This is a genomic window from Paracoccus tibetensis, from assembly GCF_900102505.1.
GTDB lineage: Bacteria > Pseudomonadota > Alphaproteobacteria > Rhodobacterales > Rhodobacteraceae > Paracoccus > Paracoccus tibetensis.
Genome location: NZ_FMVT01000012.1, coordinates 74640 through 86008 on the forward strand (window position 1 = coordinate 74640; position 11369 = coordinate 86008).

General features: G+C 70.3%; 10 protein-coding genes. 4 read left to right on the forward strand and 6 right to left on the reverse strand.

Going from position 1 to position 11369, the window contains the following annotated elements:
* Positions 1–94: 94 nt before the first annotated feature.
* From BLP73_RS15720 to ccmI, 3 genes are all read right to left on the reverse strand, one after another.
* Positions 95–1261, reverse strand: coding sequence for a M20 aminoacylase family protein (locus tag BLP73_RS15720; RefSeq protein ID WP_090746837.1), 1167 nt, complete (start codon positions 1259–1261; stop codon positions 95–97).
* 204 nt (positions 1262–1465) lie between these two features.
* Entirely contained in the window at positions 1466–1936 is a 471-nt protein-coding gene (gene ruvX / locus BLP73_RS15725) for a Holliday junction resolvase RuvX (RefSeq protein ID WP_090746839.1), read from the reverse strand.
* The gene (gene ccmI / locus BLP73_RS15730) at positions 1933–3165 is read right to left on the reverse strand and encodes a c-type cytochrome biogenesis protein CcmI (protein ID WP_090746842.1); all 1233 of its coding nucleotides are present in this window, start codon (positions 3163–3165) and stop codon (positions 1933–1935) included. The genes ruvX and ccmI overlap by 4 nt, the downstream gene beginning before the upstream one ends.
* Before the next feature lie 157 nt (positions 3166–3322).
* Between ccmI and BLP73_RS15735 the strand changes: the two genes are divergently transcribed.
* The 4 genes from BLP73_RS15735 to BLP73_RS15750 are packed head-to-tail and all read left to right on the forward strand — an operon-like array spanning position 3323 to position 7437.
* Positions 3323–3604 (forward strand): hypothetical protein, encoded by a 282-nt coding sequence (locus BLP73_RS15735; RefSeq protein WP_245686698.1) that lies wholly within the window; start codon positions 3323–3325, stop codon positions 3602–3604.
* A 10-nt stretch (positions 3605–3614) separates the two neighbouring features.
* Complete coding sequence (locus tag BLP73_RS15740; RefSeq protein WP_090746848.1) at positions 3615–4184, forward strand: DUF1523 family protein; 570 nt, start codon at positions 3615–3617, stop codon at positions 4182–4184.
* Complete coding sequence (gene deoC / locus BLP73_RS15745) at positions 4184–5122, forward strand: deoxyribose-phosphate aldolase (protein ID WP_090746851.1); 939 nt, start codon at positions 4184–4186, stop codon at positions 5120–5122. Before BLP73_RS15740 ends, deoC begins: the two co-directional genes overlap by 1 nt.
* 8 nt (positions 5123–5130) lie before the next feature.
* On the forward strand, positions 5131–7437 hold the full coding sequence (locus BLP73_RS15750) for an aldehyde dehydrogenase family protein (RefSeq protein WP_090746853.1): 2307 nt from the start codon (positions 5131–5133) through the stop codon (positions 7435–7437).
* 91 nt (positions 7438–7528) lie between these two features.
* On the opposite strand, the gene BLP73_RS15755 is transcribed toward BLP73_RS15750, so the two are convergent.
* The 3 genes from BLP73_RS15755 to BLP73_RS15765 form a co-directional block, all read right to left on the reverse strand.
* Positions 7529–8494 carry an ABC transporter permease gene (locus tag BLP73_RS15755; protein WP_090746856.1) on the reverse strand — a complete coding sequence of 322 codons (966 nt, stop codon included), beginning with the start codon at positions 8492–8494 and terminating at the stop codon, positions 7529–7531.
* Positions 8487–9494 (reverse strand): ABC transporter permease, encoded by a 1008-nt coding sequence (locus BLP73_RS15760; protein WP_090746859.1) that lies wholly within the window; start codon positions 9492–9494, stop codon positions 8487–8489. The genes BLP73_RS15755 and BLP73_RS15760 overlap by 8 nt, the downstream gene beginning before the upstream one ends.
* Before the next feature lie 114 nt (positions 9495–9608).
* A complete protein-coding gene (locus BLP73_RS15765) occupies positions 9609–11312 on the reverse strand; it encodes a peptide ABC transporter substrate-binding protein (RefSeq protein ID WP_090746862.1) in 1704 nt (567 codons plus the stop codon).
* Positions 11313–11369 lie beyond the last annotated feature (57 nt).

Sequence of the window (11369 nt, forward strand, 5' to 3'; positions counted from 1 at the left end):
GGGCCTGCCCCCGCACCGAGGCCATTTCGGACGATTGCCCGGGAATGACAATCGCGTTTGCGACGGGGCGCATGCGCCCCGCGACATCCGCTGTTCAGGCGGCGGGCATCCGCGCCTCGATCATCCCGGCATACCAGCTGGAGCCGGCGGGGATCGCCTCGTCGTTGAAGTTGTAGGCGGGGTGGTGGACCATCGCGGTGTCGCCGTTGCCGACCCAGATATAGGCGCCCGGACGCTCGTTCAGCATGTAGCTGAAATCCTCGCCGCCCATCATCGGCTCCATGTCGGTCTTCACGCCGCCCGAGATCGTCTCGGCCACCTCGGCCGCCCAGTCCGTCGCCTGCGGGTCGTTCATCGTGACCGGATAGCCGCGCTGGTAGTCGACCTTGGCCACGGCGCCCATCGCGGCGGCGATGTTGGTGGCGACGCGGGTGATCCCCTCTTCCAGCTGGTCGCGCACGCCCGGATCAAGGCTGCGGGCGGTTCCCTTCAGCTTCACGACCTGCGGGATGACGTTATGCGCGGTGGAATCGGTCGAGACGACGCAGACCGAGATCACGGCGTTCTTCAGCGGGTCGATATTGCGCGAGACGACCGACTGCATGGCGACGATGATCTGCGCAGCGGTCAGGGTCGTGTCGATGCATTCATGCGGCTTGGCGGCGTGCCCGCCCTTGCCCGTCACGGTGATGTCGAACTGGTCGGCGGCGGCCATCATCGGGCCCGGCTTGATCGCGAAGCTGCCGACCGGCATGCCCGGCATGTTGTGCATGCCGTAGAATTCCTGAATGCCGAAGCGGTCCACCAGCCCGTCCTCGACCATGGCGAGGCCGCCGCCGCCGCCCTCCTCCGCCGGCTGGAAGATCACCACGGCGGTGCCGTCGAAATTTCGCGTTTCGGCCAAGTATTTCGCCGCGCCCAGCAGCATGGCGGTGTGGCCGTCATGGCCGCAGGCATGCATCTTGCCGGGGCTCTTCGAGGCGTAGGGCGCACCCGTCTGCTCGGTGATCGGCAGCGCATCCATGTCGGCGCGCAGGCCGACGACGCGCCCGGCGCTGTCCGTCTTGCCGCGGATCACGCCCACGACGCCCGTCCTGCCGATCCCCTCGACCACCTCGTCGCAGCCGAACGAGGCCAGCAACTCGGCGACGCGGCCGGCAGTGCGGTGGACGTCGTAGAGCAGCTCGGGATGTTCGTGGAAGTCGCGGCGCCAGGCGGTGATCTCGGGCAGAAGTTCGGCGAAACGGTTCTTGACGGGCATGATGGTCTCCTTCGCCAGGCAGTTTCGCCCGCCGCTGCACGTTCTGCAAGAGGTCCGGCACCCGCCGCCGCGCCCCCGCCTCGCGATTGTGCAGGACCAGCCCCTGCCGCGCAACACGAAGGCCGCGCCAGGCGCCGCGCCCGCCCCATCTTCTGTGCCCAAAGATCCTCAGGGGGTCCGGGGGGCAGAATGCCCCCGGCTTCCTCACCCGCCCAGATACCGCAGCCGGTCCAGCGCGCCCTGCAGGATATAGCCGGCCGCGACCTGGTCGATCACCTCGGCCCGGCGCCTGCGCGACGTGTCCGCCTCCAGCAGCGCCCGCTCGGCCGCCACGGTGGACAGGCGCTCGTCCCAGAAGCCGATGGGCAGCTCGGTCAGGCGCGAGAGGTTGCGGGCGAAGGCGCGGGTGGACTGGGCGCGCGGCCCCTCGCTGCCATCCATGTTGCGCGGCAGGCCAAGGATCAGCCCCACCAGCGCCCGCTCGCGCGCCAAGGCCAGCAGCGCCTCGGCATCCAGCGTGAACTTCTGCCGCCGGATCACCGTCAAGGGCGAGGCGACCTGCCGCAGCCCGTCGCTGACCGCGACCCCGATGGTCTTCGTGCCGAGATCGAGCCCCGCCACGGCCCCGACCTTCGGCAGGGCGGCGGCCATGGCCTCCATCTCCTCGAGGATCATTGCAGCAGCCCCGCCGCGCGGGCGGCCTCGGTGACCGGGGCCAGCGCCTCGTCGCTGCCGGCAAAGCGCACCTGCGCCTCGTCCCAGATGGCGCGGGCCTGGGCGTCGCGGCCGAGGACCGACAGCGCCCGGATCAGGCGGGCCCATTCCTCGGGGCTGCCGCCCTGGCTGGCTAGCCGCTGCTGGAGGCCGCTGACCATGCTCTCGATCATCGCGGCGCGGTCGTCCTCGGGCAGCGCCTCGGCGGCCTCCAGCGCGTCGGCATCCGGGCCGGGCAGCGCGCCGGCCGGCGGCTCGGCGGCGGTGAAGCCCGTCTCGCCGGCCAGCCAGGCCAGCTCGTCGATGGCGCCCCGGATCGAGGGGATCCACGGCGCCTCGGCCGGTCCCTCCTCCAGAAGGCGACGCCACAGCGGGAAGGCGCGGTCGGGACGGCCGTTCTGGATCTGAAGGACGCCCAGAAGGTAGCGCGCCTGCGGCAGCTCGGGATCGGCCTGCAGGGCCCGGACCAGGACCTGCTCGGCCTCGGGGGTGATGATCCCCCCGGCAGCGTCGATCATCAGCGAGGCGAGGCGCATCAGGTCGTCGGCATTCGGGCTGTCCCCGTCCAGCGCCACCAGCCGCTCGGCCGCGTCCCGCGCCGCCGGAAGGTTGCCGAGACGCATCTCGTTCGTGACCAGAAGCTCCAGCCCGCGGCGGTCCTCCGGGTTGCGCGCGACGGCCTCGCGCAGCTGGCGCATCAGCGCGACATAGTCGGGGTCCAGCTCCGCCTCGTCCGGCGCAGCGCGAGCGGGCGCGGCGGCCTCGGCCTCGGCCTGGCTGGGACGGGCGCGATAGGCCGCGTCGGCGGCGGCGAACCGCTCGGCGATGGGCATGTCGGGCGCGCCCGGCACCCCCTCGCGCCAGTAGAGCGCGAAGGCGCCGGCCAGCAGCGCCACCAGCACCGCGCTGGCCACCCACGCGCCGCCATGCGTGCCCGTAGGTGCCGCGGCCGACAGGCGCTTGTCCGCATCCAGCACCTTGCGGCCGATCTCGGCGCGCAGGCGCTGCGCGTCCTCGGCGCCGATGACGCCGCGCTCCAGGTCGCGGTCCACCTCGCGCAGCTGGTCGCGATAGACGCCGAGATCGTAGGCCGCGACCGGCCGGTCCGCCGCCCCCCGGCCCCGCCAGGCCGGCAGCAGGATGACCAGGCCGACGATCAGGGTCAGGGCCGCGCTGAGTATCCAGAACATCTCAATCCTCCGATGCCGCCCCCTTACCTGCAAATGCCGCCGATCGAAAGCGCCCCCTTGCCGCACGCGGCCCGTGACGCGACGCGACGGCTGGCCGCTGCCGCGGCCCGCTGCTAGGCTCGCCCTCGGGTCTTGACCGACAGGAGGCAGGAACATCGTGGGCGCGCTGATCCGGCTTGTGCTGTTCCTCCTCGTGGCCGAGTTGGTGTTCTTCGTGCTGCTGCGGCTCTACCTGCGCTCGTTGCGTCTCGAGCGGCTCGAGCGTCAGTGGGACGCCCGCCACCCCGACGCGGCGGGCGACACGGCCGCGCGCCGCGCCTTCGTGGCCCGCGCCATGACGGGCTTCGAGCGCAGCCTGAAGGCCCGGCTGGCATGGCTGGTCTTCGTCTTGCCGACGGCGGCGGTCCTCGCCATCGTGGTTCTGGTCAACTGGCGCTAGGAGCTGCCTGATGTATTACGCCCGCGTCGTCATGGGGGTGCTGTTCGGCATCTTCGTCTTCGCCCTTCTCGATTATGCCCTGCCCTCGCGCGAGACTGTGCGGATCACCAACACCTACAACCGGCTGACGGCGATCCCGCCCTCGGCCTCGATCTTCTGGGCCTCGGACAGCACCGGCACGGTCGAGAACGCGCAAGGCCAGCGCGACGTGCGCTTCATCGACACGGTGCGCCCCAACGGCCGCGTCCGCGTCTATCGCAACGAGGACACGGGCTGGGTCTGGCCGCCCTATTTCAAGTATGACAGCGCCAACCTGCAGGCCATGGCCACGAACCTGCAAAGCCCGGCGGGCGCGCCGGTCTGGGTCAATGTCAGCGCCTATGGCTGGCGGATGCCGTGGCTCTCGACCTACCCCAACATGATCTCGGTCCGCGTGGTCGAAGGGCCGAACGAGCGGCCGGTCAATTGGCCTGCCATGCTGATCTGCGCGGTGATGCTGGCGCTTCTGGCGCTGCTCTGGCGCATGTGGGCGCAGTTCCGCCAGCGCGGGCAGGTGCGGCTCAATCGATGGAGGACGTGATGGCCAATCCTGGCACCGCCCTGCGGACGGAGGTCTTCGAGACCCTGCACATCAACACCCCCGCGACCGAGCGGCGCGCGGCGACGCTAGCCGCCCGGCGCTCGCTGAAGAAGGACCATCAGGCCGCCTGGCTGCTGAACGCGGTGCGCTGCATCGACCTGACGACGCTGGCGGGCGACGACACCGAGGACCGCGTGGCGCGCCTTTGCGCCAAGGCCCGCCAGCCCATCGCGCCCGATCTGCTGGAGGCGGTGGGCGTCACGGGCCTGACGACCGGCGCGGTCTGCGTCTACCCGACGATGGTGGCGGCGGCCAAGCGCGCCTTGGCGGGCACCGCCATCCCCGTCGCTTCGGTCGCCACGGGCTTTCCCGCCGGGCTGATGCCGCTGGACCTGCGCCTCGCCGAAATCCGCTACGCCGTGGATCAGGGCGCGGACGAGATCGACATCGTCATCACCCGCGCCCATGTGCTGCGCGCCGAATGGACCGCGCTTTACGACGAGCTGCGGGCCATGCGCGAGGCCTGCGGCGGCGCGAAGATGAAGGCGATTCTGGCGACCGGGGACCTGAAGTCGCTGGAGAACGTCGCCCGCGCGAGCCATGTCGCGATGCAGGCGGGCAGCGACTGGATCAAGACCTCGACCGGTAAGGAGGGGGTGAACGCGACCCTTCCCGTTAGCCTCGTCATGTGCCGCGCCATCCGCGACTACCACGTGCAGACCGGCCACAAGGTCGGCTTCAAGCCGGCCGGTGGCCTCAAGACCGCCAAGGACGCCATCGCCTGGCAGGTCCTCATGGCCGAGGAGCTGGGCCGCGACTGGCTGCGCCCCGACCTCTTCCGCATCGGCGCCTCCAGCCTGCTCGGCGACATCGAGCGCCAGATCAGCCACCACGTGACGGGCCGCTATGCGAGCGCCCATCGCCTTTCACTAGCCTGAGGGACGGAATGAGCCGCGTGAGCGAGATCATGGAAAGCATGGAATACGGCCCCGGGATCGAGGACAGCAGCGCCGCCCGCGGCTGGCTGGCCGAGCGCGGCGCCTTTGGCCATTTTATCGCTGGCGCCTTCACCGCGCCGGGAACGACCTTCACCACCCGCGATCCTTCGACCGGCGAGGCGCTGGCCGAGGTGACGCAGGGGACCGTCGACGACATCGCCGCCGCCGTGGCCGCCGCGAGGAAGGCGCAGCCGGGCTGGGCCGCGCTTGGCGGTCATGGGCGCGCGCGCTTCCTCTACGCACTGGCGCGGCACGTCCAGAAGCGCGAGCGGCTGCTGGCGGTCCTCGAGACGCTGGACAACGGCAAGCCCATCCGCGAGTCGAAGGACATCGACGTGCCGCTGCTCGCCCGCCACTTCTACCACCACGCGGGCTGGGCCGAGCTGATGGAGAGCCAGTTTCCCGGCATGTCGCCCCTGGGCGTCGTGGGCCAGATCATCCCGTGGAACTTCCCCCTGCTGATGCTGGCTTGGAAGGTGGCGCCCGCCCTCGCCGCCGGCAACACGGTGGTGCTGAAGCCCGCCGAATATACCGCCCTGACGGCGCTGGCCTTTGCCGAGATCTGCCGCGAGGTCGGCCTGCCGGCGGGCGTCGTCAACATCGTCACCGGCGACGGCGCGACCGGCGCGGCGCTGGTGGAAGCCGAGGTGGACAAGATCGCCTTCACCGGCTCGACCGAGGTCGGCCGCCTCATCGCGGAAATGCTTTCCGGCACCGGCCGCAAGCTGACGCTGGAACTGGGCGGCAAGTCGCCCTTCATCGTCATGCCCGACGCTGACCTCGACGCCGCGGTCGAGGGCGTCGTGGACAGCATCTGGTTCAACCAGGGCCAGGTCTGCTGCGCCGGCTCGCGCATCCTCGTGGCCGAGGCGGTGGCGGGCCGGTTCGAGGCGCTGCTGAAGGCCCGCATGGCGCGCCTTCGCGTCGGCGCGCCCTTGGACAAGTCCACCGACGTGGGCGCCATCGTCGATCCGGTGCAGAAGGACCGCATCCTCTCGATCTGCCGCGCCGCCGTGGACGCGGGCGCCGAGCTGGTCGGCGGGCAGGCGCAGGAGGGCTGCTTCATCGCCCCGGGCTACCTGCGCGGCGTCGCGCCGACCAATCCCGGCATGAGCCAGGAGATCTTCGGCCCCATCGCGACCCTCTCGACCTTCCGCACCGCGGACGAGGCTATCGAGCTGGCGAACAACACGCGCTACGGGCTGGCCGCCTCGATATGGTCGGAGAGCGCGACGGTGGCGACGGACCTTGCCGCGCGGGTGAAAGTGGGGGTGGTCTGGATCAACTGCGCCAACCTCTTCGACGCGGCGGCGCCCTTCGGCGGCTACCGCGAGAGCGGCTATGGCCGCGAGGGCGGGCGCGCCGGGATGCTGGACTACCTGGCGGATGCCGCGCCCGAGGCGCCAGCGGCCGCGGCCCCTGCGCGGCAGGTGGCGGCGCCGGCGATCGACCGGACGATGAAGCTCTATCTCGGCGGGGCGCAGAAGCGGCCGGACGGCGGGGCGATGTATGCGGTCCCCGGCGGGCTCGCCCCCGTGGCGGGGCGCAAGGACGTGCGCAACGCGGTCGAGGCGGCGGCCAAGGCAGGCAAATGGGCCGCGATGGGCGGTCATGCGCGCGCGCAGGTGCTGTATTACCTGGCCGAGAACCTGGCCGCCCGCGCCGGCGACCTGGCGGCGCGCGTGGGCCCGGCCGAGGCCGAGGCGGCCGTCGCCATCGCCTTCCACTTCGCGGCCTGGGCCGACAAGTTCGACGGCGCGAACGTGCAGGCGAAGCCCGGCCACCTGGTCAACGTCATCCCCGAGCCCTTCGGCGTGATCGGCCTGCGCTGCCCGGACGCGCAGCCGCTTGCAGGGCTTCTGTCGCTGGCGCTGCCGGCGCTGGCCATGGGCAACGCGGTCGTCGCCGTCGCGGCCGAGGCGGACCCGCTGGTGCTGGCGGACCTGGTCCAGGTGCTGGAGACCTCGGACCTGCCGGGCGGGGCGCTGAACATCCTCACCGGCCCGGCGGACGATCTGGCGGCGCATCTTGCGGCGCATGAGGAGGTGGCCGCCTTCTGGACGGCGGGCGGCGCAGGGGCGGCGATCGACCTGGCCGCGGCGGGCAGCCTGAAGCCGGTCTGGCATGTCCCGCCGCGCGACTGGAGCGCCCCCGTGGCGCAGGGCGAGGTCTTCCTGCGCCGCGCGGTGCAGATGAAGACCGTCTGGCTGCCCTATGGCGCGCTACCCGCGGGCGCGGGGGGCGGCGCCTATTGACGGAAGAAGGGGGCGCTCGCGCCCCCTCTTGGCCTTCGGCCAATTCACCCCCTGAGGCTATTTGCGCACAGAAGATGGGGCGGGCGCGCCCTCACCTGCCGCGGATGCGCGGGTCCATCGCGTCGCGCAGCCCGTCGCCGATGTAGTTGACGCAGAGCACGGTCAGCGAGATCAGGACGCCGGGGAAGATGACGCGCCACGGGTAGAGCACCATCTGGTCGACCGCGTCGAAGAGCAGCCGGCCCCAGGTCGGGAAATCCGGCGGAAAGCCGAGGCCGAGGAAGCTGAGCGCGCTTTCGGTGATGATCGCCGTGGCGATGCCGAGCGTCGCCGCCACCATGATGGGCGAGAGGACGTTCGGCAGGATGTGGCGCAGGATCATGCGGTGGGACGGGGTGCCGATGGAGCGGGCGGCGAGGATGAACTCGCGCTCCTTCAGGCCCAGGACCTCGCCGCGAACGATCCGGGCGGCCTGCATCCAGCTGGTCGCGCCGATGGCGGTCACGATCAGCAGGAAGATCCCGAAGGCCGAGCCGAAGTTCTGCGACAGCGGCTCGCGGAAGAGGGTCACCATCAGCAGAAGGAGCGGCAGCAGCGGCAGCGCGAGGAACAGCTCGGTCATGCGCATGAGCGGCGCGTCGAGGCGGCGGAAGAAGCCTGAGAGGATGCCGATCAGGCTGCCGAGCAGGATCGCGATGATCATCGCCGTCAGCCCGACGGCGATCGAGACCTGCCCTCCCGCCATCAGCCGCGCCAGCAGGTCGCGGCCCAGCTGGTCGGTGCCGAGCGGATGGGCGAGGGAAAAGCCCTGGTTGCGGGCGCGGATGTCCACATAGGTCGGGTCGATCCGCCAGAGGAGCGGGCCGACCGAGACGAAGAGGATGACGCTGACGAAGAGCACCAGCGCCACCATCGCGCCGCGATGCCGGCGGAACTGGCGCCAGACGTCGGACCACTGGCTGCGGGTAACCACTGCCTCGGGGGCGGTGATGGCCGGGGCGCCGGCGGCGGGGGTGGCGGCCGTCGCGGCGGCAGGGTCGAAGGGGGCCTTAGTCATAGCGGATCCTCGGGTCCAGCACCCCGTAGAGGATGTCGGCGATCAGGGTGAAGACGACGATGAGGATGGCGAAGATGAAGGTCAGCGTCAGCACCATCGGGATGTCGTTGCCGTGGATGGCCGAGATCAGCAGCTGGCCGAGCCCGTTCACCTTGAACACCTGCTCGGTGATGATGGCGCCGCCGAAGACTGCCGGCAGGCCGAGCGCGATCACGGTGACCACCGGGATCAGGCTGTTCCTGAGGACGTGCTTCAGCACCACCTTGCGCTCCGGCAGGCCCTTCGCCCGCGCCGTGCGGACATAGTCCTGCCCCAGGTTGTCCAGCATGGACGAGCGCATGAAGCGGCTTATCTGCGCCGCGTTGTAGAGCGCCAGCACCGTCACCGGCATGACCATCTGCCGCGCCTGCGCGAGGAAGCTGTCCCAGTCCCGCACCACCAGCGTCGTGTCGTAGACCGAGGGAAACCATTGCAGGTTCACCCCGAAGACGATGATCAGAACCACCCCGGTGAAGAAGGTCGGCATGGAAAAGCCGATCATCGAGATGAAGGTGCCGATCTGGTCGAACCAGCTGTACTGGCGATAGGCCGACAGGATGCCGATCGGGACCGCGATCAGGATGCCGACCACGTAGGACATGCCGACAACCGTCAGCGTCTGCGGGATGCGCTGCGCGATCACGTCGAAGACCGGGCTACGCGACTGGAAGCTGATGATGCGCTGCTGGCCCTGCGCGAAATCGGTGCCGAAGCTGCGGTCGAGGAAGTAGAGCGGCTCGACCCAGAAGAACTGCTTGAGCCACAGCAGGTAGCGCACGGGCCAGGGCTCGCCGAGGCCGAGGGCGGCGCGCATCCGCTCGCGCACCTCAGGCGGTACGGTCAGGGGCACGTCGGCCAAGGGATCGCCGGGCGAGGCTTCCAGAAGCAGGAAGATCACCAGCGAGATGAACAGCAGCGTCGGGATCGCCAGCGCGAGCCGGCGGATGGTGAAGGTCAGCATGGCGCCTCGGTCGGAAAATCAGGTGTCGATCCGTCCCCCCGTCGCGGCGCCGCGCGCAGGCGGCGGCGGGAAGGAGGGGCCCCGCCCCGGCGCGTGGCCGGGGCGGGGCGTGGCTCACTCCTGGACGCGATACCAGTCGGCGGTGTTCCAGATCTCGCTGTCCCAGGCATTCAGCTGCACGCCGCCGAGCGTGTTGGAATGCGCCGAGGCTGTGCCGCGGTAGACCAGCGGGATGATGGCGTTGCTGTCCTTCGTCAGCTTGTCGTTCATGCGGCGGCCCAGCTCCGAGGCTTCGGCTTCATCGGACACGCTGCCGAGTTCGGCGACCAGCCGGTCGTATTCCTCGTCGCAGAAGCGGCTGATGTTCTCGCCCTGCCACTGGTTCGCGGGCGAGGGCGCCTTGTTGCAGGTCCATTTCGACAGGTAGGGCGTCGGGTTCACGCCGTCGAAGTTGTCGGCATACATCTGCACGTCGGCGTAGAACTTCTGCAGCGTGTCGGGCGAGCCCGCGTCCGAGCCGAAGAACACCGAGGCGTCGACGGCCTTCAGCTCGGTCTCGATCCCGATCTCGGACCACCACTGCTTGATCAGCGCTTGGAAGTCCTGGCGCACGGCGTTGACGGAGGTCTGGTAGAGCATGCGCAGTTCGACCCCGTCCTTGGCGCGGATGCCGTTCGGCCCGCGCTCCCAGCCCGCCTCGTCCAGCAGGGCGTTGGCGCCCTCGATGTCCTGCTGCAGGCAGTCCGTGTTGTCCGAGGCCCAGGCCTCGGGCGCGGGGACGTAATTGCAGGTTGGCTGGCCGGCGGGGCCATAGCCGATCTCGACCAGCAGCTCGCGGTCGATGGCCATCGACAGAGCCTGCCGCACGGCCGGATCGGTCAGGAAGGGATGCGGGTGCTGGGCCGTCGAGCGCTCGCCCTCGGGGTGGCTGGAGGACGGGTCGGTCAGGTTGACATGGATGCGTTCCACAAGGCTGCCGAAGGCGGCGCTGACCTGGCCGCGGCCGGCGGCCTCCATCCCGGCGATGACGTCGGGGGCGAGCTGGGTGTTCCAGGCATAGTCGAACTCGCCCGTCTCGAGGACCGAGCGCGCCGCGCCGGCCGCGTCGCCGCCGCCCTTGACCAGCACCGTCGCGAAGGCGGGCTTATCGGGGTCGCGGTATTCCGGGTTCGCCTCGAGGCTGATCGTGTCGTTGGTCAGGAACTGGGTGACGCGGAAGCCGCCCGTGCCCACCGGCATGAAGTTCTGGTCGGTGCAGGTCGGCGCGTCCGCGCCAAGGCAGTTCTCGAACTGCGCCCGCTGGATGATCGGCGACTGCGAGCCGACGAAGGTCGTGAACGGGTCCGAGCGCGGGCCGGTGAAGGTGATGCGGACGGTGTTGTCGTCCACCGCCTCGACCGACTGCACACCCTCGAACTTGGCCAGCTGCGAGCAGCCGCCCTCGGGATGCATGCAGTATTCGGCGCTGAAGACCACGTCATCGGCGGTGAAGTCGGTGCCGTCCGACCACTTCACGTCCTCGCGCAGCTTCCAGGTGACCGAGGTCATGTCCTCGGAGATGCCGCCATTCTCCAGCGACGGGATCTCGGCGGCGAGGCGCGGGTAGAGATTGCCGTCCGGGTCGTAGCCGGCCAGCGGCTCCAGCGTCAGGGAGGAGGCGATCATCTCCTTGGTGCCGCCCGACAGGTAGGGGTTCATCGTCGAGGGGGCCTGCCAGAGGATCATGTTCAACTGGCCATCGCTGCCCCGCTCGGCAAAGGCGGCAGGGGCCATCGCCAGCGTTGCGGCGGCGCCCATCAACACGGTTTTCAGCTTCATTCCACTCTCCTGTTGGGTGCGGGGCCCGCGGGCCGCCCACGCCGTCCGGCCTTCGGA

Coding starts and splice junctions, on each gene's coding strand:
- BLP73_RS15740 (WP_090746848.1), top strand. CDS start 3,615: ATGTATTACGCCCGCGTCGTCATGGGGGTGCTGTTCGGCATCTTCGTC.
- ruvX (WP_090746839.1), bottom strand. CDS start 1,936: ATGATCCTCGAGGAGATGGAGGCCATGGCCGCCGCCCTGCCGAAGGTC.
- BLP73_RS15765 (WP_090746862.1), bottom strand. CDS start 11,312: ATGAAGCTGAAAACCGTGTTGATGGGCGCCGCCGCAACGCTGGCGATG.
- ccmI (WP_090746842.1), bottom strand. CDS start 3,165: ATGTTCTGGATACTCAGCGCGGCCCTGACCCTGATCGTCGGCCTGGTC.
- BLP73_RS15760 (WP_090746859.1), bottom strand. CDS start 9,494: ATGCTGACCTTCACCATCCGCCGGCTCGCGCTGGCGATCCCGACGCTG.
- BLP73_RS15750 (WP_090746853.1), top strand. CDS start 5,131: ATGAGCCGCGTGAGCGAGATCATGGAAAGCATGGAATACGGCCCCGGG.
- BLP73_RS15720 (WP_090746837.1), bottom strand. CDS start 1,261: ATGCCCGTCAAGAACCGTTTCGCCGAACTTCTGCCCGAGATCACCGCC.
- BLP73_RS15755 (WP_090746856.1), bottom strand. CDS start 8,494: ATGACTAAGGCCCCCTTCGACCCTGCCGCCGCGACGGCCGCCACCCCC.
- deoC (WP_090746851.1), top strand. CDS start 4,184: ATGGCCAATCCTGGCACCGCCCTGCGGACGGAGGTCTTCGAGACCCTG.